The sequence below is a fragment of the Enterobacter sp. RHBSTW-00593 genome, from assembly GCF_013784105.1.
GTDB lineage: Bacteria > Pseudomonadota > Gammaproteobacteria > Enterobacterales > Enterobacteriaceae > Enterobacter > Enterobacter ludwigii.
Window position 1 is genome coordinate 4,629,601 of the sequence record NZ_CP056393.1, and the last position, 21,787, is coordinate 4,651,387.

The window sequence follows — 21,787 nt, forward strand, 5'->3', positions numbered from 1 at the left end:
CTTATTTAATTAGATTCTTTTTCCTGAGAAGTGTCATTGTCATTGGTAGTTTATCTCTGTATTTCAAAAGCCAGTTATGCCCCCCCAGTAAAGCATCCAGGCTTGTAAGTGACATCGGGTATTGCCCCTGAGATAAAACAACATTTATTAATGATGATGAGATTATATCTCTCTCGCTCCAGTCTACTCTTTTATTTCTATAACATCGTACTGCTTTAGGAAGACAGGAATTAAGCCAGCCATTTTCATGTTTATTTAGCCAAAAGAAACTAGCATAACAACTTTCCTTGACTAACTTTCGCGTTACAGAAATGGATTGATTATGTATAAATCTTAATATTTTCTGCTTATGACGCCGTCTTAAAGAATCTTTTTTACATTTTTTACGCCATGAGCATAAACCGTAACAAGATGAAATTACAGAGGATACAGTTCCTTCCGATAATGAGTTTTTCTCAGCTATGGATGCCAGACTAAACCCCCTTACAGCCATAGACTTGATAAGCAATTCAGTGAATATATTAATTTTTGTGTTTCGCTTAAACGCCCTCAGGTATTTTTTATAAATAAGTGTTTTAATGTAACATCTGCTGCGATTAAATTCTCTCCCAAGGTTGCTAACACTAGTATTATTTTCAGCCATATGAAAGCTGTATTCCTTATGACTTTTAAAGATTTCTTTCTTTTTATTAGGACGACTTCCTGCATACGTTGGCCAGCAAGTATTTAACAAACAATAACAAAGCAAAAGGTGCTTTGTGGGATGCTGACAACATTTATCTTTGAGTATAGGCTCCCAGTAGTGATAATCAGTAAGGGATGTCGGTAGAAGCTCCGATGAACCCTCCCCAAATAACTGGCACTTAGCATAAACATGTGCGTAAAATACATTTTTCTTCAGATTCCCGTCCAATGATAATAAATTTAACTTTTTAAGTACATCCATGTAATTTGGGTGACAAATTTCTTTTCTTCTGATTATATTTATGGACTCATAACAAAATTTAGCAAAATCGAAGTCTGTCTCATTGCTGAGTTGTTCTGTATACGAAACAGGAGGCATCAGTCCAATACGTATGTGCGGTGCAGAAGGGACATTGATGCTTTCAAGCACTACCTGGTGCCGATGGCAGGTTGTAACCCCATGAAGTTGATGCGCCAGATGCCAATAAGTAACACCATAATGAAAAGTATCTTCACGAGCGCAAACCGGGCAAAACTTCAATAGTGTCCGCTGTCCTAGTGAAAAATTACTAAGGCGGCACAATCGATTAAGCCTGGCAGGGGTCGTGTTGAAATCCATAATTTCATTACGACTGATTGGTAGTGCCCAGGCAAACAGAGGGAGTAAAGTCTGTTCATGCCAGAGCTGGTCTGCACTTTCGGATGTATGAAGAGAAATAGCCTTTAATCCTGAATTGAGAATTGGATGGACGCTCATATCAGGTTTGTGGAAAATGATCGTTAACAGAGAAGATGGGGACATACCGTACACGGTAGCTGTCCGACAAAACCGACTGAACAAGGATTCATCAGGTAAAACAGACAACATTCTCATTTACCCCACCTCTCTTTGACCGTTACGAACTGATGACCTCATTACAATTTATTAAGTGGATCTGTATTTATAAGCCCGCAACGCTGAAGAGCATCGTAGGTATTTTTCTTTTCAGCTGTTCTGGTGATAACAAGATCATGGTCAAGAGACAGTATTTTCTCGTCGAAATTGCGCATAACCTCGTCTATTTTTCTTACGAATTCCTTGTGCTGTGGCCTGTCTATATCTCCAGGGATCAAAGCTTTTAAGGGCTTCTCTGACATGAACTTAGCCGAAGCATCACTTTCATTAGATGCAGAGAGCCATTTGGCTTCCTCGTCTTCAGTCGCTGCCCCCGGGAGTAAAGTATCCTTATATTCCTCCGTATGGCTTACGAGTACCGGTACAGAGGCCGACAAGACTGCACCAGTTATGATTTCATTACCGCTACCGATAACCTTTAATTGTGCCCCCCGATAAATCATCTGAGCCAATCCAATGTTGCCTTTAGATAAAATGAATAATTTTTCGTTTAACTCATCATTTAATGGTGTTTCAACATTTGTCCATTGTAATGGCCATAAATAATGAATAAACGATTGCCAGTCTTGTGAGTCGTATCTGACATTTGAAATTTTCATATAACCACCAGACTCTGCCCGCCTGGCAATTCTCATTTTCTTTGTCAGAGTCTCGTCAAAAGGATGATTTCCACAAAAAACCATAGATACCCCCATCGAATCTACAATTTCATGTAAAAAATCAATCAACTTACTCTCACCTCCAGTTCTTGAAAATTTTAGCCTCTGCATTTCATCAATAACAAGGATACCTAAAAATGATGATTTTATTCTTTGCGCAATCTGGCGAGCCAGAGCACCATTTCTAATCTCTGGTGTAGTTCGTTCAATACCAATTGCATCATCTAATTTTTGTAAAATCTCTTCACAAAGGTCTCTCACACTTGAGTTGTATGGACAATTAATCTTTACCCATACGATTTGCTTACTGAAGCCGGGAAAAACTCCTTTATAGCTGCTGTGTTCTATAATCTGAGGGAAATGATCCATGACTTGCTCGATCATGGTAGTTTTTCCAGAACCACTCATTCCAACTATCGTAATGGTTTCAGCCTGGGATTTAAAATATCCACTTTCGGGTTCAATATCAGGACGCTCAGTCCCATAGTAATGAAGATATTGAATAGTTCCGCTTTTTAAAGGATTACGGGCTGCATAGCTTTCCCTAAGTGCCCGTAAAATCATTTTATAAGCCTGGATAAGATTGGTTTGAGGGCAACGGAATTTCTTTATACGTTCGACATACTGCTCTCTAACATTCGCCGGGGCAGTCCAGCGGATTTTTTCGTCAATTTCGGGAAAATAACTCATTTCCAGAAGTACTTCATCTTCCGTAAGCGCTTCAGGAAGTGCTTCAATTAAGGGGTTGCCACGATACTCAGGTAACTCCTGTTCTTTATATATCGCTGAAACGCTCCGTATAAGGTTCATTATTCTGCGTCCTCAGTCTTCTTCTTACCTTTTAACCATCTTTGTTTCTCCTCCCGGCCAGGCAAAAGCAGAACCTTACTGGATGACGGAAGTAGGGGTTCAGGTCTTCCATTAGCAACATCAGTTCGCCCTAATGAATCAAGTTCATTTTTCCTGTTCTTTTTAATATCTTTACCATGTACCCGTCGAGATTCGTATATTTCATTTAATCTTTCGTTACCTTTCTTGTTAAAATCATCTTTATTATTGATATTGCTGAGTGAATCCAGAGTAAATAAATTAATTTCTTTTTGAGTATCTACCCAATCAGCCATTACATCTGTATCAAGATGAGCTTTACCTTTAAATATATCTCTTTTCTTAAGCAGGTAATGCTTTTTGAAAATGCTATTTTTGTCAAATCTTACATATATATAATCTACGCAATTGTCATCTATTCTTGCTTCACAAGTGGTTCTTCCAAATACTCTGGCACCTGATGCAATGTCTGGATCACATTCATAAAAAAGATTATTGTACTGAATCCCACCGGCGGTAATGTTAGCGTTCACAGGGATCAACAATCGTGCGATCACTTCGTCGGCCCCAACGGCTCTTGCGCTGAATCTCCCGTGCTTTAAGCTTATCATCCAACTATTTTTTGGTGATATTACGAGATCATTTTCAATCAGTAAGGGATTGATATAAGCCAGTTCTTCATATGTTCTCTGATTATGTGCAAGTATCTCCCGAATCAGTAAAGACGTGACCTCCTGAATCGTTAAACAAGCCCTGGATTGCGGTGTTGGCTCTCCTTTAACAATCTTACCCCTTCGTGTTGTTCCAATAAGCCTATGAATAACTTCATCATTTAGAATACCGAAACAGCGTTCAACAATGCTTTTTCTGTCGCCTCTACCGACTGGCGCAAACTCAAGTTTTGTCAGGGGGGTCATCTTTTCCTGAGGTTTAAGACCAATCATCTCCCCGTTGTCACACATCAATGTTAATGGAATATGAGAACAAGGCCAATCATCATTAGTAATAGAGATTCCAAATAATCTACAATATTCTTTTTTTGGCATAAAGCAATTTGCTAACGCTTGTCGGGCAGCTCGCCATGAAGCATGGTATAAAGAAACATGAAGGCCAACAATCATTCTTGTTGCGCGATCCACCACTGTATAAATAGTTGGGCGCCCAATGACTTTTCGTCTGTTTAAACTCGAAATAAGATGTACATCAGCGACAGTTGAGTCTATTTCGAAAACATCACCCGGTAAAACAGTTGTATTAGCCGCACTACCTAAAAGCGCCCGCATTTTGAGGTCTATTTCTTTTTTCGTGTTCTTCTTCTTTATCGAGAAATCTTTAGTGAAGAGTTTTTTATTCCAGTATGAAAATTGTTTTAAAGAAGGAACATATGGAGCTCTATTTTCTAAGTTCGCTGTTTTAATTTCATCCCTAAAATACAAATCAATATGTCTCTCTAATGTTTTCTTTATCGTATCTCCGTTAACTTTATAATGATACATAATGAGAGATTTTCTAATATTATTTATATCTCTTTCATTAAGAATGAAAACACGTGAACGTTCATTAGGTAATGCTCTGTTTTTCTTGGAATTCCCAAGTTTAATTTCATGTTTGATTCTACTTTTCCCAGCGGCACCACAGTTCGAGAATGCGGGTAGTAATGCATAAACATCCTGCCCATGTCGCCAGTACAACGCCAGAAGCGTTCTGATAGTATATTGTGATATTTTTTTATTTCTGGAGTAGTCCATTAAAAGGTGAGACTTTTTATGTAATGCATAGTCGAACAGAAACATTCTGTCATCTACAAGATCTTTAATGATATTGTAATTTTCATCTCGCCTTCCCCTGTCTTCATCTGTTATTTCTTTCTCATCTACTAACATATATGAAGGGTATATATAATCTTTACAAGTTATGCTATTTGATTCAATATAATATTTAAACAATGAAAATGAGAAAGGAATTGGCTTACCCGTTCTTTCTGATTTTATTTTAAACAAAATTAACAAATCAACCTTTTTGTCAAAATCCAAAACACGATAAAGCCCCTCTGCAAGCAAATCAGTGCCTTGAGAGAGCCAGACTGAATTTCTAATAATATCCATTTGCGTTCAGTCCTATATAGTGGCCATTGGATATTATCTTTATCAGACCGGTTTCGAGTATTGGATATGATAAATCAATTTTTATCATTTTTAATCCAATCATTGCCTGCAATAACATCATCGCTTCTTGTGCATCTACCCCAATGATTGATGAAATCATTGCACGTAGTCCCACTATGGGATAAACATCTGGTTTAAGCTTCCATAGGATTTTATCAAGAGGATATTTATCATAAAATACAGAACCATCTCTTAATACAGAAGTAACCCAACAAATATTTTTACCGACGACGTTATTGAGTTCCGAGCCAACATAAATTTGAAACTCAACATCAATCAACTGCCAAAACATCCTCTCTATTTCAAGTTTTTGGGCTTCGCGTTCAGGTATGCTCTCGTTTTGTTTTACTGCTACAGCTTTGTATCGAAGTCCGCCTTCAGGAGTTCTCAAGGTCAGTAAAAAATCGGTTGTCATAACATTCAGAACTTCGACAGGTACTCCTCTTACTCCCCTCACCATAGGATGTTGAAAATGTAGATGATTTGCTATTTGTTGGGTAAGCCGGAGAGGAAAGAGTGGGAATTGTTCCCGGATATCAATCACCGAGTCATTAAACTCAGCCAGATAGAAAAAGTTACTTTCGACAGAAGAAAGGAGATGATGGTTTCGAAACGTCTTAAGGCCAAAGACTATCGAACGGTTTCCACGGGATTTAACGTCCTGAGCTCTAAGCCAGGGCTGATAACTTTGGCCATAGCCCACTCCTATGCCGTCACCTAGCGCATTTTCATAATCCAAATAGGATTTGAGACGCCTACCCCTACCCATGATCGTACCCAAAAAACGACATTGATACGTACCTATATGTGCATTTTATAGTCTCCAACCCTATAACCACACATTCAGTAAGTATACAACATTAGCGTCGTTTTTTGAGAATGGTTACAACTTTAGTGCTTTGTGTACAACTTTATTGTCTTCGGACATCTGCCAGCGCCTGAGCGCACGCCCAGGCACTTGCCCATGCCCACTGGAAATTGTACCCGCCGAGCCAGCCGGTCACATCCATCACCTCACCAATAAAATAGAGCCCCGGCACGTTGCGCGCTTCCATGGTGCGTGAGGAGAGTTCATTCGTGTCGACCCCGCCAAGCGTCACTTCCGCCGTGCGGTAGCCTTCGGTGCCGTTGGGCTGCACCCGCCAGGCTGTCAGCGTCTCAACCAGCACCGCCTGTTCGCGGCTGTTAAGCTGCTTGAGCGACACATCGGGGATCTGACCCAGCACCTGCAAACATTCCACCAGACGTTTTGGCAACTGCATGGCCAGCGTGTTTTTCAGGCTTTGATTCGGGTGCGCCGCGCGTTGCTCGTTGAGGAAAGCCTCCAGGTCGCATTCGGGTAGCAGGTTAACCGTGACAAACTCCCCCGGCTGCCAGTAGCTGGAAATTTGCAGTACCGCCGGGCCGGAAAGACCACGGTGGGTAAACAGCAGGTTTTCACGGAAAACCGTACCGTCTTCAGCCGTAATGACCGACGGAACCGAGACGCCAGAAAGCGTCTGGAGCTGTTCCAGCAGGGGCTTATGCAGGGTGAACGGTACCAGCCCCGCACGGGTGGGCAGCACGTTCAGGCCAAACTGTTCGGCAATCTTGTAGCCGAATGGTGAAGCACCGAGCCCCGGCATGGAGAGGCCACCGCTGGCAATCACCAGGTTATCGGCGCTGACGCTTTCCCCGTTTAACTGCAGCGTGTAGCCCTGCTCATCGCGGGACACCTCCAGCACTTCCGTGCGGAGGCGCATCACCACGCGGCCCTTCTCGCACTCGGCCACCAGCATATCGACAATCTGCTGGGCGGAGTCATCACAGAACAGCTGGCCCAGCGTCTTCTCATGCCATGCGATACCGTGCTTACCCACCAGGTCGATAAAGTCCCACTGGGTGTAACGCGCCAGGGCCGATTTGCAAAAATGACGGTTCTGGCTCAGATAAGCTGCAGGTTCGACATAGAGATTTGTAAAGTTGCAGCGCCCGCCACCGGACATCAGAATTTTACGTCCTGGCTTTTTACCGTTATCCAGCAACAGCACGCGACGACCCGCCTGTCCGGCCATCGCCGCACAAAACATACCCGCCGCACCGGCGCCAATTACCACGGCATCAAACCTTTCCACGTCAAAATCCTCTTCGTTAACTGCCGCGGATTGTAAAGTTTCCTCTGTGGTCACACCAGCGCAATTAACCGAGATATCAGTCATATACTTGAAATATAAAATATATTTCTTTACCTAACGCCAACAAAGCCGAAGTTATATCAAAAAAAAGCTATATTTCACTTTGCCCGCCGCGCATTTGTCCTGGATAATGCGCCGCGTTCATGTCCTCAAAATGGCGTAACGTCCTATGCTACATTTGTTTGCTGGCCTGGATTTACATACCGGGCTTTTATTATTGCTTGCTCTGGTTTTTGTACTGTTTTACGAAGCGATCAACGGCTTCCACGACACTGCAAACGCAGTAGCAACGGTTATCTACACTCGCGCAATGCGATCGCAGCTCGCGGTTGTTATGGCGGCGGTATTTAACTTTTTTGGTGTTCTTCTGGGTGGACTGAGCGTTGCATATGCGATCGTGCATATGTTGCCAACGGATCTGCTTCTCAACGTTAGTTCTGGCCATGGCCTCGCTATGGTGTTCTCAATGCTGCTTGCTGCAATTATCTGGAACCTCGGTACCTGGTATTTCGGCCTGCCTGCATCCAGTTCTCACACCCTCATCGGCGCGATTATCGGTATTGGGTTAACGAATGCCCTCATGACCGGTACCTCGGTTGTTGATGCGTTAAACATCCCGAAAGTGCTGGGAATTTTCGCCTCACTGATTGTCTCCCCTATCGTGGGTCTGGTGGTCGCAGGCGGATTGATTTTCATCCTGCGTCGTTACTGGAGCAATACGAAAAAACGCTCCCGTATTCACCTGACGCCGGCAGAGCGTGAGAAGAAAGACGGCAAGAAAAAGCCGCCATTCTGGACGCGGATTGCCCTGATCCTTTCCGCTATCGGCGTAGCCTTCTCTCACGGCGCGAACGACGGTCAGAAAGGCATTGGTCTGGTAATGCTGGTACTGATTGGCGTCGCACCGGCGGGATTCGTGGTCAACATGAACGCCTCCGGTTACGAAATCACCCGTACCCGTGATGCGGTGAACAACGTTGAAATCTATTTCCAGCAACACCCTGAGCTGCTGAAGAAGGCAACCGGCGTTGACCAGTTGATCCCTTCTCCTGAAGCAGGCGCTACCACTGCGCCGGGCGAATTCCACTGCCATCCGGCAAACGCGATTAACGCGCTGGAACGTGCCAAAGGCATGCTGGGTAATATCGAAAGTTACGACAAACTGTCCGTTGAGCAACGTGGTCAACTGCGTCGCATTATGCTGTGCATCTCTGATGTCACGGATAAAGTGGCGAAGCTGCCAGAAGTGAATGCTGACGACCAGCGTCTGCTGAAGAAACTGAAAGGCGATATGCTCAATACTATTGAGTACGCGCCAATCTGGATCATCATGGCTGTCGCACTGGCTCTCGGTATCGGTACGATGATTGGCTGGCGTCGTGTGGCGACCACCATCGGCGAGAAGATCGGTAAGAAAGGCATGACGTATGCGCAGGGTATGTCCGCGCAGATGACGGCGGCGGTTTCAATCGGTCTGGCGAGCTATACCGGTATGCCAGTTTCGACCACCCACGTACTCTCCTCTTCCGTGGCAGGGACCATGATTGTTGACGGCGGCGGTCTGCAACGCAAAACCGTGACCAACATTCTGATGGCCTGGGTATTTACCCTTCCGGCCTCTATCCTGCTGTCGGGTGGGTTGTACTGGATTTCGCTGAAGCTTATCTAATCGGCAGAACGCGATAAAAAAGCGGGTCAGGAAACTGACCCGCTTTTTTTATGTTCAGTGCCAAATCATCAAGGCAATCATGCTGACCACAACCAGACCACACAGGGCGCTGGTTAAAATGAACTGACGGCGAAGACGCTCGCAACGGCGAATAAACTCTTCATCGTGGTGATCGCGATAGCGCTGGTAATAGATATACCCTACCAGACGCATCTGCTTGCTGGGCTGTCCGTGCGAGGTGAAGAACCCTCCACCGTCCACATACTGATAAAGCAACGGATCGCAACCACGAAGTACCACTAACAGCGCACGTAACGATGAGAAGTAGCGCGCCATATTCACTATGCAAACCACGCATAACGCCCAAAACAATGCGACGGTGCTAATCATACATCCTCCCCGGCGTACGCCCACGAAGCAAGGCCTCTGAGCTACCGCACTCCAGTGCCCTGACAGACAGTTCAGTGAAAGAATGAACAAAAGTCGATCCGGTTCGCGTTTTAATATCCGAACGGCTCATTAAATAGTGTAGGAGATCCGTTAATTTTTTTGCCACAAGGTTAATCGTTATCAACACCAAAGCTTGAAAAATATGTTTTACTGGGCCGTAATGAAAGCATCAGACGACGGCTTTTCCATTTAGTCATCGATAACTTAAGGAAGGAGTAACACTATGGCTTACAAACACATTCTCATCGCGGTAGACCTCTCTCCGGAGAGTAAAGTGCTGGTTGATAAAGCGGTATCCATGGCACGCCCTTACAACGCGAAAGTTTCTCTTATCCACGTTGATGTGAATTACTCCGACCTCTATACCGGTCTGATTGACGTCAATCTCGGTGATATGCAGAAACGCATCTCTGAAGAGACACACCACGCCCTGAGCGAACTGTCCACCAACGCGGGCTACCCTATCACCGAAACCTTAAGCGGCAGCGGCGATCTGGGTCAGGTGCTGGTTGATGCGATTAAGAAATACGATATGGACCTGGTCGTTTGTGGTCACCACCAGGACTTCTGGAGCAAGCTGATGTCTTCAGCGCGTCAGCTGATTAACACCGTTCATGTGGATATGCTGATTGTTCCACTGCGTGACGAAGAAGACGAGTAAGTCTGCTTTCCCTCTCCCACAGGGAGAGGGAACCGTTCGAGCCTCTTTCCAGCGCGGGTTGGGGTGACGGCATCAAACCGCACACCCTAACCTTCCTGTTCCGGCGTCCCCGAATAAATATCAAACCGGTGCCCTTTGGTGACCACCGCATTGGCCGTTGCCACGTCCGCCAGCGGCGGCGCATAGTCCGGACGTTTCACCACCACGCGCTTCGTGGCTAGCTGACGAGCAGGCACAAGCAAACCATCCGCGTCTAAATCCGGCCCGACCAGCGACTGGAACACCCGCATCTCTTTCTTCACCAGCGCGCTTTTCTGCTTATGCGGGAACATCGGGTCGAGGTAGACCACCTGCGGACGCGGAGTGATATCGGTCAGGGCCGTCAGGCTGGAGGCGTGAATCAACTGCAAGCGCGCCTGCAGCCACGGCCCAATCTCCGGGTCGGCATAGCCGCGCGTCAGCCCGTCGTCGAGCAGCGCGGCCACGACCGGATTGCGCTCCAGCATCCGCACGTGACACCCTACCGAGGCCAGCACAAACGCATCGCGCCCTAAACCCGCCGTGGCATCCACCACGTCAGGAAGATAGCTTCCTTTGACGCCAACCGCTTTGGCAACCGCTTCACCGCGACCGCCGCCGAACTTGCGCCGGTGCGCCATAGCGCCCCCCACAAAATCGACAAATATCCCGCCGAGCCTGGGTTCGTCACGCTTACGTAATTCCAGATGCGCCGGCGTCATCACCAGCGCCATCAGGTTTTCATCATCATGCTCCAGCCCCCAGCGGGCGGCCAGAACAGATAAGGCGCCGTCTCCGGCGCCTGTTTCATCGACTAAACAGATCTTCACGTAACGGTTAGCCTTTAATTCCGTAGTGCTCAAGCATCGCATCCAGCTGCGGCTCGCGGCCACGGAAGCGTTTGAACAGCACCATTGGCTCTTCAGAACCTCCGCGCGTCAGGATGTTATCAAGGAACGACTGGCCGGTTTCACGGTTGAAAATGCCCTCTTCTTCAAAGCGAGAGAACGCATCCGCCGCCAGCACGTCGGCCCACAGGTAGCTGTAATAGCCTGCCGCATAGCCGCCCGCGAAGATATGGCTGAACGCGTGCGGGAAGCGGCCCCAGGTTGGGCCAGGAATAACGGCGACCTGCTTTTTAATCTCGGCCAGCGTCTCGAGGATTTTCGCCCCCTGCTCCGGACTAAACTCGGCGTGCAGACGGAAGTCGAACAGGCCGAACTCCAGCTGACGCAGGATAAACATCGCCGCCTGGTAGTTTTTCGCCGCCAGCATTTTATCCAGCAGTTCTTTCGGCAGCGGCTCGCCGGTTTCGTAATGGCCGGAGATGAACGCCAGCGCGTCCGGCTCCCAGCACCAGTTTTCCATAAACTGGCTTGGCAGTTCGACCGCATCCCATGGCACACCGCTGATACCGGCAACGCCTGCGGTTTCGATACGGGTCAGCATATGGTGCAGGCCGTGGCCGAACTCGTGGAACAGGGTAATCACTTCGTCATGGGTAAACAGTGCAGGCTTGCCATTCACCGGACGGTTGAAGTTACAGGTCAGGTACGCCACCGGCTTCTGCAGGGAGCCGTCCGCTTTACGCATCTGCCCGACGCAATCATCCATCCATGCACCGCCGCGTTTGTTCTCGCGAGCGTACAGATCCAGGTAGAAGCTCCCGCGCAGCTCGTTCTTCTCGTCATACAGTTCGAAGAAGCGCACGTCCGGATGCCAGACGTCGATGTCGGTACGTTCTTTGGCGGTGATCCCGTAAATGCGTTTAACCACTTCAAACAGACCGTTAACGGCTTTGTTTTCCGGGAAGTAAGGGCGCAGCTGCTCATCGCTGATGCTGTAAAGGTGCTGTTTCTGTTTTTCACTGTACCAGGCGATATCCCACGGCTGCAGCTCGTCGACACCGTATTCCGCTTTCGCGAAGGCGCGCAGCTGTGCCAGCTCTTTCTCGCCCTGCGGACGCGCACGTTTCGCCAGGTCAGTCAGGAAATCGAGGACCTGCTGTGGATTTTCCGCCATTTTGGTGGCGAGGGATTTGGAGGCGTAGCTCTCAAAGCCCAGCAGCTGTGCCAGCTCGTGACGCAGCGCGAGGATTTCAGCCATCACCGGGCTGTTATCCCACTTACCGGCATTCGGGCCCTGATCGGAGGCGCGGGTGCTGTACGCACGGTACATCTCTTCGCGCAGCGCCTGATTGTCGCAGTAGGTCATGACCGGCAGGTAGCTCGGGATGTCCAGGGTTAAGAGGAAGCCTTCCTGCTCTTTCGCTTCGGCCTGCGCTTTCGCCGCCGCCAGCGCGCTTTCCGGCATACCGGCCAGCTCGGCTTCGTCGGTAATCAGCTTCATCCAGCCCATGGTCGCGTCCAGCACGTTGTTGCTGTACTGGTTGCCCAGCTCAGACAGACGGGCCGCAATTTCACCGTAACGGGTCTGTTTCTCTTTCGGCAAACCAATGCCGGAGAGTTCGAAATCACGCAGAGCGTTATCGACCGATTTTTTCTGCGCGGTATTGAGTTCGGCATAGTGGTCGCCATCGCGCAGGTCGCGATAGGCTTTGTACAGCCCCTCGTGTTGACCAACCCAGGTGCTGTACTCAGAGAGCAACGGCAGGGTTTGTTCATACGCTTCACGGAGTTCCGGGCTGTTTTTCACTGAATTCAGATGGCTTACCGGGGAGAAGAGGCGTCCCAGCACGTCATCCACTTCGGCCAGCGGCTGACACAGATTTTCCCAGGTGTACGGCGCGCCCTGCGCCACCACGCTTTCTACCGCCGCACGGCAGTTGTCCAGCGCCTGTGTTACGGCTGGAACCACATGCTCAGGGCGGATTTTAGAAAACGGTGGCAACGAAAAAGGCGTCAGTAATGGATTGGTCATAAACGCTGTCCTGTTGAATAAGATGAATGAAGCGCGCATCCGGCGCTGTGCATATGCGATCTAGAATGGGGATAAGTGTAGAGGATTTCAATGCCAGACGTTGCGCTTTCGCGGCAGGATAAACTTTTCTGTATACTGTGGCGATACGCTCTATTTTTGCCCGATGGCGCTACGCTTATCAGGCCTACGTTTACTACCTGGAACACAATCATTCATGCTCAGTTATCGCCACAGCTTTCACGCAGGCAACCACGCCGACGTCCTTAAACACACCGTTCAGAGCCTGATCATTGAATCACTCAAAGAGAAAGATAAACCGTTTCTCTATCTGGACACCCACGCGGGCGCGGGACGTTATCAGCTGAGCGGCGAACATGCCGAACGCACCGGGGAATACCTGGAAGGGATCGCCCGCATCTGGCAGCAGGACGACCTGCCGGCAGAGCTGGAGCCCTACATTGGTGTGGTGAATCATTTTAACCGCAACGGCCAGCTGCGCTACTACCCTGGCTCGCCGTTGATTGCCCGCCAGCTGCTGCGCGAGCAGGACAGCCTTCAGCTGACCGAGCTGCACCCAAGCGACTTCCCGCTGCTGCGTTCTGAATTCCAGAAAGACAGCCGCGCCCGTGTGGAAAAGGCGGATGGCTACCAGCAGCTGAAGGCCAAACTGCCGCCGGTATCCCGTCGCGGTCTGGTGCTGATCGACCCGCCTTATGAGATCAAAACCGACTATCAGGCGGTAGTGAGCGGTATTAACGACGGCTACAAACGTTTTGCGACGGGCACCTATGCCCTGTGGTATCCGGTGGTGCTGCGCGCGCAAATTAAACGCATGATCAAAGACCTGGAAGCGACCGGTATCCGCAAAATGCTGCAAATTGAACTGGCCGTGCGCCCGGACAGCGACCAGCGCGGCATGACCGCTTCCGGCATGATTGTGATCAACCCGCCATGGAAGCTCGAAGCGCAGATGAACAACGTGCTGCCGTGGCTGCACAAGACGCTGGTGCCGGCCGGAACGGGCCATGCCACCGTCAGTTGGATCGTGCCGGAGTAATCGCAGTCATCGGTGGAAACTATTGATTTCAGGTATACAATCGCGGCAATTCACGATTAAGGATAAAAGCTATGACTAAGCATTATGACTACATCGCAATCGGCGGCGGCAGCGGCGGCATCGCCTCCATCAACCGCGCGGCCATGTATGGCCAGAAATGTGCGCTGATCGAAGCCAAAGCGCTGGGCGGCACCTGCGTCAACGTGGGTTGTGTACCGAAGAAAGTGATGTGGCATGCGGCCCAAATCCGTGAAGCAATCCATATGTATGGCCCGGATTACGGCTTTGACACCACCATCAATAACTTTGACTGGAACAAGCTGATCGCCAGCCGTACAGCCTATATCGACCGTATTCATACCTCGTACGACAATGTGCTGGGCAAGAACAACGTCGATGTTATTCATGGTTTTGCGCGCTTTGTTGACGCGAAGACGATCGACGTTAACGGTGAGACGATCACTGCCGATCACATCCTGATCGCGACCGGCGGGCGTCCGAGCCACCCGGATATTCCCGGTGTGGAATACGGTATCGACTCCGACGGTTTCTTCGAGCTGCCTGCTCTGCCAGAACGTGTTGCCGTGGTGGGCGCGGGATACATCGCCGTAGAACTGGCCGGTGTGATTAATGGCCTGGGCGCAGAAACGCACCTGTTCGTGCGTAAACACGCGCCGCTGCGCAACTTTGACCCGCTGATCGTCGATACGCTGGTCGAAGTGATGAATACCGAAGGCCCAACGCTGCACACCCACGCCGTGCCAAAAGCGGTCGTGAAAAATGCAGACGGTAGCCTGACGCTTGAGCTGGAAGATGGCCGTAGCCAGACTGTGGATTGCCTGATCTGGGCGATTGGTCGTGAACCGGCTAACGACAACTTCAACCTGGCGGCGACGGGCGTTAAAACCGATGAGAAAGGGTATATCGTTGTCGATAAATTCCAGAACACCAGCGTTCCGGGCATTTACGCGGTGGGCGATAACACCGGTGCGGTCGAACTGACGCCGGTTGCGGTTGCCGCGGGCCGTCGCCTCTCTGAGCGTCTGTTTAACAACAAACCGGAAGAGCATCTGGACTACAGTAACATTCCGACCGTGGTCTTCAGCCACCCGCCAATCGGCACAGTGGGCTTAACAGAACCTCAGGCGCGCGAGCAGTATGGCGATGACCAGGTGAAAGTGTATAAATCCGCGTTCACCGCGATGTATACCGCCGTCACCTCTCACCGTCAGCCATGCCGCATGAAGCTGGTCTGCGTGGGTCCGGAAGAGAAGATTGTCGGTATCCACGGCATTGGCTTTGGCATGGACGAGATCCTGCAGGGCTTCGCCGTGGCGCTAAAAATGGGTGCCACCAAGAAAGACTTCGATAACACCGTTGCGATCCACCCGACAGCGGCCGAAGAATTTGTCACCATGCGTTAAGCAAAATGCCCCTCTGCGGAGGGGCGTTTGTTTCAGACATAAATCGTTGCACAACGAATGCTCTGAATTATTTGCCCCATAAATCTGTCTAAAAATCCCTTTTAGCCTTTATTTTTCAGGCAATTACTGTTTTAACTCCGCAAATACCCCGCGTTTAAAAACGTGATCAACCGCACATTTCCCTCAGCCAACACCGAAGCGAATGTCTACGCTTATAAGACGCCCGGAAAAAACTGTTATTTTGAACACACAACCGGAGGTCCTTATCGCCATGTTCAACCAGAAACTACAGGCTGCCGAGAACATCGAGTTCGAGATTGCAGAAGAGCTGCGCTACGAGACCGATCCCTGCGAGTTAAAACTGGATGAAATGATTGAGGCGGAGCCGGAACCCGAAATGATTGAGGGGCTACCCGCCTCTGATGCTCTGACGCCCGCCGATCGCTATCTGGAACTGTTCGAGCACGTGCAGTCGACACGGCTGTTTGCGGACAGCAAAACCTTCCCCGACTGTGCCCCGAAGATGGATCCTCTGGATATTCTGATCCGCTATCGCAAGGTCAGGCGCCACCGGGATTTCGACCTGCGCCGGTTCGTGGAGAACCACTTCTGGCTGCCAGAGACCTATACCACGGAATATGTCTCCGACCCCGGCCTGTCGCTAAAAGAGCACATTGACAGCCTGTGGCCCGTGCTGACGCGCGAGCCGCAGGACCACATCCCCTGGTCCTCTCTGCTGGCGCTGCCGCAGGCCTATATCGTGCCCGGCGGGCGTTTTAGTGAGACCTATTACTGGGATTCCTACTTCTCTATGCTGGGTCTGGCAGAGAGCGGACGTAACGATCTGCTGAAATGTATGGCGGATAACTTCGCGTGGTTGATTGAACGCTACGGCCATATCCCGAACGGTAACCGTACCTATTATCTCAGCCGCTCCCAGCCGCCGGTATTTGCCCTGATGGTGGAGCTGTTTGAAGAGGATGGTGTGCGCGGTGCAAAGCGCTACCTTGAACACCTCAAAATGGAGCATGCCTTCTGGATGGACGGGGCGGAATCGCTGCTGCTTAATCAGGCCTATCGCAGTGCGGTGCGTATGCCGGATGGCTCGCTGTTAAACCGCTACTGGGACGACCGTGACACGCCGCGCGATGAATCATGGATTGAGGATGTGGAAACCGCCCGTCACTCTGGCCGTCCGCCGAATGAGGTTTATCGCGATTTGCGCGCAGGCGCGGCCTCCGGATGGGATTACTCCTCGCGCTGGCTGCGGGAGCCTGGCCGACTTGCCAGCATCCGCACCACGCAATTTATCCCTATCGATTTGAACGCGTTCCTGTTCAAGCTGGAAAGCGCGATCGCCAATATTTCGGCATCGAAAGGGGATAAAGAGACCGCGGAACTGTTCCGCCAGAAAGCCAGCGATCGCCGCGCCGCGGTGAACCGGTATCTGTGGGATGACGAGAATGGCTGTTACCGTGACTACGACTGGCGCCGCGAGGTCATGGCGCTGTTCTCAGCGGCGAGCATTGTGCCGCTGTACGTTGGCATGGCGACTCACGAGCAGGCTGAACGCTTGTCGGATGCGGTAAAAGCACGTCTGCTGACGCCGGGCGGGATTCTGGCCACCGAGTACGAAACCGGCGAGCAGTGGGATAAACCCAACGGCTGGGCGCCGCTGCAGTGGATGGCGATTCAGGGCTTCAAACAGTACGGCAATGACTCGCTGGGCGATGAGATTGCCTGGAGCTGGCTGCAGACGGTGAATCATTTCTATAAAGCCCACCATAAGCTGATTGAGAAATATCACATCGCCAGCAGTACGCCGCGCGAAGGGGGCGGGGGTGAGTACCCGCTGCAGGATGGCTTCGGCTGGACTAACGGCGTGGTACGGCGGTTGATAGGGTTGTATGGGGAGCCGTGACCTTCTGCGGTCTGATGCCCGTATCCATCCCTCTCCTGCCGGGAGAGGGAGAAGACAGGATTAACGAATCACTTCATAAATGGCGGTCTGGATGGACTGCCATTTTTTTGTGGTGGCATCTGGCTGTGATTGTGCCCGACGCGTCGCCAAATCCAGATCATGCTGCTGGCGCTTCACCACGGCAGGCACGGTGCAAAACGCCTTCAGATACTGTTTACGCATTGACGTCAGGGACTCGCCATTCGACATGGCATGGCTGAGCGTGTTGATAAAGCGCCGGCACGGCTTCTGTTCCACCATGTTCTGTCGGTAGCGCAACATCAGCTCCAGAACGTCGTCATAGTCAGCCGACATCGCCTCTTCCGTCCAGGAGAGCTTCCAGTCCATCCCTCCCTGCAAAAACAGCAGTGCCACCCGGGTATCATTGCGGTTAATCGCCGAGCGGAAATTATTCTCGTCCCAGGTCACGCCCATGCGCGACAGCGTCTCGCGCGAGGACGGGGTTTCGCGCATCTCCTGAGGCTGGGCCGTTTCTGCAACGTTCCCGGCTGCAGGCTGGGGTTTACTGCTGGTTACCAGCCAGAAGCCGCCCGCCACAATGGCAATCACCATCACGCCAACCGCCCCCCATAACGCGCCGGAAATAAGCTGCTCACGCTGTTCTGGCGTGCGCGGTGCGCGCTGGGTCGGTTTTTCAATCGTGTCACGAACCTCAAAGAGATCCCCGCCGGTCACGCGATCCATTTTCTGCGCCTTTTCCCAGAAAGCATGCAGCTCGCTGGCATCCACCGCCATCAGTCCGGCTGGGTTGACGCGGGTTCTCCCCTCTTCAAAAGCACGTTGAACCGGTCGGGTGATCTGCGTGTAGTAGTTATCCAGCAGCTGGATTTGCGCCGAACTTAACGCCTTCTGCACGGTAATATTGTTGCGGATTTGCCGAATATCATCGAGGAAGGTTTGCAGGGTTTTCCGCGGTTCCACCATCAGCGTGAGCATTGACGGATCGCTAAACAGCGAGGCGTAGTAGCGGCTGAACTCTTTTTTATCCACCAGCATCTGTGCCAGCTCACTGAACATCATGCCGCTCAGCACATCATTGATGTCACCAAGCTTCAGCCAGCGCCGCACGCGGTCCGCGTTAAACAGGGTTTTAAGATGGTTATTCAGCCGCACCTGATCGGGCCAGGCCTGCTGGATGAGCCCTTTTATCATCAACTCAATCGTACGCACCTGCTTGTGCGCCTGTTGTTGCTGGAGTTCACTGCCAGGCGCCACTTCGGTGCTGTAGGTCAGAAGAGGCTGTTGCAAACGAAGGTGCTCCAGCGTGGTCACAAACCGCATCGCGGCAATCAGCTGGTTTTCACTGACATCCTGACCGCTTTCGTACTGAGGAACACGCTGCTGAAGCAGACGCAATTGCAGCGTGAATTCGGACATCTCCGCGTCATTCAAATTGAGCGTCTTCGCAACCGCATTCCAGCCCCCCAGGCCTAAACGCGCGCTGTCCAGTTGTTCCAGAAACCAGCGTGGATCTTTTCCCTCAGAAACATGTACATTCAGGAGAAGTAAAATTTCAACCGAGGCCTGGCGAATAACCGCCAGACAGTGTTCGAACTGTTCGCGGATAGGGTGTGCTGTGCTGAGAGTCATTGTTTTCCTTAAGCGACAACGAAGACAACCAGAATGGGCCCGTAATGGCCGTTTTTCTTTTTATTTATACGAGGTTAACCATACCTGACTTTCTGTTGAAATAAAGTGACACCACGAAAATCATTTTAAATGTTTCAGGAGAATCTGAATGCCTGTCTTAACGACATCGCGTCTTATCTGTTCACCGCTGCAAGACCATGACTGGCCCTTTTTCCTGGCGTTACAGCACGACCCGGAGGTGATGCGTTTTGTCGCGGAAGATCGCCCCGTGGAGGCGATCCGCGAGGCGTTCGAATCTCGTCTGACGCCCTGGACGCCGGGCAGCGCGCACTGGCTTTGCCTCGTTGTGCGTGACGCCACCTCCGGCGTACCGCTCGGCGTCACCGGTTATATTCATCGCGATGACGATTGCGCGGAAGTGGGTTTTCTTTTTGCACCTGCGGCCCAGGGGAAAGGTTACGGCTTCGAATCGCTGCAGGCGCTGTGCGGTTACGCCTTTCATCAGGGCGGCATCCGCCGCCTCACCGCCACCGTCACGGCGGGGAATATTGCCTCCAGACGCCTGCTGGAAAAAACGGGCTTTCATCTGGAAGGCGAGTTACGCGAGAGTTATTACCTTGGCGGACAATGGCATAATGACTGGCTGTTTGGTTTATTGAAGCAGGAATATCTCAGCAATCATTCCTGATCTATAGCCATTTGGCGGATATTTCGCGTGCGTCGTTTCCTCTACAATATTGCCATTAAGAGGAAACGAATATGAAAGGTCATGCGCTGAAGATATCTTCTGCCGCCATTGCGTTAATAAAAAAACACCAGGGGCTTTCTCTGGAGAAATATCGTGATGAAAACGGTTTATGGGTTATTGGCTATGGCCATGTTATTCGCCAGGGCGAATGTTTTCAGCGTCTTATCACGCCGCTACAGGCTGAATATTTACTTCACGATGATATTCAGCTGTGCGAAACGCTGCTGCGGGAAAAATTTAAACGCCCGTTAACCCAACAGCAGCACGACGCGCTGGTGTTGATGATGCTCAGTTTCGGTGAGACGACCTCACTCCCGACCGCAATTCTTCAGGCCGTCGCCCGGGTATAGTACATCGCGGCCTGGGTTCTGTTTTTCACCTCCAGGCGGCGGAAAAGCGCTTCCAGGTGCGCTTTCACCGTGGCGGCGCTGATGTTGAGATTGCGCCCGATCTCTTTGTTGGACTCCCCCGCCGCCAGTAATTTCAGGACTTCGCGCTGGCGTTCGCTTAAGGATAATAACGCCTGCGGCGCCGACGGTTGCCTCACCCACTCACCGGGGAAGCACACCATTCCTCGGGAGACCGAATCCAGCACCGCGGAAAAGCGCTCCGGGTGCGCATTGCGGGGAACAATGGCCATCACGTTTCGCTGCAGCAATTGTTCAACCCAGCGGGCCTCTTTTTTAGCCAGAACCATTACCACGCGTATCGTCGGGAAACGCTGCATGATCGCTTCCAGCCAGGCGATCCCCTCATCCTCAATTAAATTCCCGTCAATCATGACGATAGCCGAAGGTGACGCTGAAATTTGCGCCCGTAAATCTTCTGCCTGACAGCTTCCCGTAATATTTATTTCCGGAATTAATTTCTGAAGACTGTGTATCGCTCCGTGAATAAACAGGGACTGCCTGTCAAACATAATTACCCGCATCGTTTTTCTCCCTCTGAGAGTCGCGAAGGGAGATTCTACAGAGGCATTATTTAAGAAAAAACTCAATGAACGGAGACGTTACAAATCCACCAGTGTTATTTATATCTCCCAGTATCTGGACACATTCAATTTGAGGATTTCCTTAAGAGGTTCCTTCCCCTTAAGCGAAGGCATCACAGGAACATACCACCTGACACTTCAATACGTTGCGCATTCATCCAGCCCAGTTTATCGCTGAGCAGCGCCGCAATGGCATCACCGATATCATCCGGCAGCCCTACGCGCCCGAGCGCCGTCTGCGATGCCAGCATCTGATTAAGCTGCGCGTTGTCACGCACGCGTCCGCCGCCAAAGTCGGTTTCTATCGCACCGGGAGCAATGATATTGACGGAGATACCGCGCGCGCCCAGCTCTTTCGCCTGGTAGCGGGTCAGCACTTCCATCGCCCCTTTCATTGCCGCATAGGTGCCGGAACCGGGTTGCGTAAAACGGGCCAGCCCGCTGGAGACGTTCAGGATCCGCCCACCGTCGTTCAGCAAGGGAAGCAAACGCTGCGTCAGGAAAAAAGGCCCTTTGAAATGGATATTCAGCGCCTCATCAAACTGGGCTTCCGTTGTCTCGGCATAGGGCGCGTACAAGCCCGTCCCGGCGTTGTTTAATAAATAATCAAAGGTTTCACGCTGCCATACGGTATTAAGGGTTTCCTGAAGCTGAGCGGCAAAAAGGTCGAAACTGGCAACATCTCCGACGTTGAGCTGCAATGCGGCCGCGTTAACGCCTTTTTGCTGAATTTCGCGCACAACATCCAGCGCGTCCTGTTGGCTTCGGTTATAGGTCAGGATAATTCCCGTTCCGTCTGCTGCGAGCTTCAACGCCGCGTTTTTACCCAGACCACGGCTACCACCTGTGACTAATGCAATACGTTCAGACATAAGAAACCTCGTTTTGACTGTTGTGGAGATTGAGAAAGAGC

At 50.6% G+C, this 21,787-nt stretch carries 18 protein-coding genes; 7 read left to right on the forward strand and 11 right to left on the reverse strand.

Annotated elements, in window-relative coordinates:
- Position 1: 1 nt before the first annotated feature.
- The 5 genes from HV242_RS22305 to HV242_RS22325 form a co-directional block, all read right to left on the reverse strand.
- A complete protein-coding gene (locus HV242_RS22305) occupies positions 2-1,558 on the reverse strand; it encodes a TnsD family Tn7-like transposition protein (RefSeq protein WP_024143025.1) in 1,557 nt (518 codons plus the stop codon).
- Between the two features lie 41 nt (positions 1,559-1,599).
- On the reverse strand, positions 1,600-3,048 hold the full coding sequence (locus HV242_RS22310) for an ATP-binding protein (protein ID WP_001049182.1): 1,449 nt from the start codon (positions 3,046-3,048) through the stop codon (positions 1,600-1,602).
- Entirely contained in the window at positions 3,048-5,171 is a 2,124-nt protein-coding gene (locus HV242_RS22315) for a transposase (RefSeq protein WP_000351431.1), read from the reverse strand. Before HV242_RS22315 ends, HV242_RS22310 begins: the two co-directional genes overlap by 1 nt.
- Positions 5,158-6,000: a TnsA endonuclease N-terminal domain-containing protein gene (locus HV242_RS22320; protein ID WP_020833813.1), complete on the reverse strand. Its 843-nt coding sequence runs from the start codon at positions 5,998-6,000 to the stop codon at positions 5,158-5,160. Before HV242_RS22320 ends, HV242_RS22315 begins: the two co-directional genes overlap by 14 nt.
- Positions 6,001-6,142: 142 nt before the next feature.
- Positions 6,143-7,345 (reverse strand): BaiN/RdsA family NAD(P)/FAD-dependent oxidoreductase, encoded by a 1,203-nt coding sequence (locus HV242_RS22325; protein ID WP_181616873.1) that lies wholly within the window; start codon positions 7,343-7,345, stop codon positions 6,143-6,145.
- A 229-nt stretch (positions 7,346-7,574) separates the two neighbouring features.
- Between HV242_RS22325 and pitA the strand changes: the two genes are divergently transcribed.
- Positions 7,575-9,074 carry an inorganic phosphate transporter PitA gene (pitA, locus tag HV242_RS22330; protein WP_014172068.1) on the forward strand — a complete coding sequence of 500 codons (1,500 nt, stop codon included), beginning with the start codon at positions 7,575-7,577 and terminating at the stop codon, positions 9,072-9,074.
- Between the two features lie 54 nt (positions 9,075-9,128).
- Here the strand turns inward: pitA and uspB are convergent, their stop codons facing one another.
- Positions 9,129-9,464, reverse strand: coding sequence for a universal stress protein UspB (gene uspB / locus HV242_RS22335; protein WP_003861224.1), 336 nt, complete (start codon positions 9,462-9,464; stop codon positions 9,129-9,131).
- Positions 9,465-9,747: 283 nt separating this feature from the next.
- Between uspB and uspA the strand changes: the two genes are divergently transcribed.
- Positions 9,748-10,185 carry a universal stress protein UspA gene (gene uspA / locus HV242_RS22340; protein ID WP_003861223.1) on the forward strand — a complete coding sequence of 146 codons (438 nt, stop codon included), beginning with the start codon at positions 9,748-9,750 and terminating at the stop codon, positions 10,183-10,185.
- Positions 10,186-10,271: 86 nt separating this feature from the next.
- Here uspA and rsmJ read toward each other — a convergent pair whose 3' ends face one another.
- Positions 10,272-11,033, reverse strand: coding sequence for a 16S rRNA (guanine(1516)-N(2))-methyltransferase RsmJ (gene rsmJ, locus HV242_RS22345; RefSeq protein WP_041162897.1), 762 nt, complete (start codon positions 11,031-11,033; stop codon positions 10,272-10,274).
- A gap of 7 nt (positions 11,034-11,040) precedes the next feature.
- The gene (gene prlC, locus HV242_RS22350) at positions 11,041-13,083 is read right to left on the reverse strand and encodes an oligopeptidase A (RefSeq protein ID WP_063858529.1); all 2,043 of its coding nucleotides are present in this window, start codon (positions 13,081-13,083) and stop codon (positions 11,041-11,043) included.
- A gap of 214 nt (positions 13,084-13,297) precedes the next feature.
- Between prlC and HV242_RS22355 the strand changes: the two genes are divergently transcribed.
- The 3 genes from HV242_RS22355 (at position 13,298) to HV242_RS22365 (ending at position 17,485) form a co-directional block, all read left to right on the forward strand.
- The gene (locus HV242_RS22355) at positions 13,298-14,140 is read left to right on the forward strand and encodes a 23S rRNA (adenine(2030)-N(6))-methyltransferase RlmJ (RefSeq protein WP_032679166.1); all 843 of its coding nucleotides are present in this window, start codon (positions 13,298-13,300) and stop codon (positions 14,138-14,140) included.
- A 71-nt stretch (positions 14,141-14,211) separates the two neighbouring features.
- Positions 14,212-15,564, forward strand: a complete 1,353-nt coding sequence (gene gorA, locus HV242_RS22360) for a glutathione-disulfide reductase (RefSeq protein WP_014172073.1) — start codon at positions 14,212-14,214, stop codon at positions 15,562-15,564.
- Between the two features lie 271 nt (positions 15,565-15,835).
- Positions 15,836-17,485, forward strand: a complete 1,650-nt coding sequence (locus tag HV242_RS22365; protein ID WP_020884498.1) for an alpha,alpha-trehalase — start codon at positions 15,836-15,838, stop codon at positions 17,483-17,485.
- A gap of 60 nt (positions 17,486-17,545) precedes the next feature.
- Here the strand turns inward: HV242_RS22365 and HV242_RS22370 are convergent, their stop codons facing one another.
- Positions 17,546-19,135, reverse strand: coding sequence for an STY4199 family HEPN domain-containing protein (locus HV242_RS22370; protein WP_032679187.1), 1,590 nt, complete (start codon positions 19,133-19,135; stop codon positions 17,546-17,548).
- A gap of 148 nt (positions 19,136-19,283) precedes the next feature.
- Between HV242_RS22370 and HV242_RS22375 the strand changes: the two genes are divergently transcribed.
- Positions 19,284-19,823, forward strand: a complete 540-nt coding sequence (locus HV242_RS22375; RefSeq protein ID WP_050737715.1) for a GNAT family N-acetyltransferase — start codon at positions 19,284-19,286, stop codon at positions 19,821-19,823.
- A 71-nt stretch (positions 19,824-19,894) separates the two neighbouring features.
- Complete coding sequence (locus HV242_RS22380) at positions 19,895-20,233, forward strand: lysozyme (protein WP_014172077.1); 339 nt, start codon at positions 19,895-19,897, stop codon at positions 20,231-20,233.
- On the opposite strand, the gene HV242_RS22385 is transcribed toward HV242_RS22380, so the two are convergent.
- Entirely contained in the window at positions 20,212-20,814 is a 603-nt protein-coding gene (locus HV242_RS22385) for a response regulator transcription factor (RefSeq protein ID WP_041162899.1), read from the reverse strand. The genes HV242_RS22380 and HV242_RS22385 overlap by 22 nt on opposite strands.
- Positions 20,815-20,987: 173 nt before the next feature.
- Positions 20,988-21,746 carry an SDR family NAD(P)-dependent oxidoreductase gene (locus HV242_RS22390; protein WP_050737716.1) on the reverse strand — a complete coding sequence of 253 codons (759 nt, stop codon included), beginning with the start codon at positions 21,744-21,746 and terminating at the stop codon, positions 20,988-20,990.
- Positions 21,747-21,787: the final 41 nt, after the last annotated feature.